General features: G+C 66.7%; 1 protein-coding gene. It reads right to left on the bottom strand.

What is annotated here, in order from left to right; genetic code table 11:
- Window positions 1-255 (bottom strand): DDE-type integrase/transposase/recombinase (locus tag GSY69_RS13980; RefSeq protein WP_235936580.1); only part of this gene is annotated, 255 nt, incomplete at both ends.

The following is a 255-nucleotide window of genomic DNA, read 5'->3' on the forward strand; positions in this document are numbered from 1 at the left end:
ACTGGACTCCGCGGTCGCTGTGATGCACGAGCCGTCCGCTCTGACGCGCCGCCGGGGTCGTGGTGATCGCCTGCTGCAACGCGATCATCGGCAACGCCTGCGTCGTCAGCGACGACGCGACCGACCAGCCGACGATCTTCCTTGTGCACGCATCGGTGATGAACGCCGTGTACGCGAACCCACCGACGGTGCGCACGTACGTGATGTCCGCCACCCACAGCTCGTTCGGCGCCAACGCGTGGAAGTCACGCTCGA

Source organism: Brevibacterium rongguiense, assembly GCF_009857845.1.
In the GTDB taxonomy this organism is placed as follows: domain Bacteria; phylum Actinomycetota; class Actinomycetes; order Actinomycetales; family Brevibacteriaceae; genus Brevibacterium; species Brevibacterium rongguiense.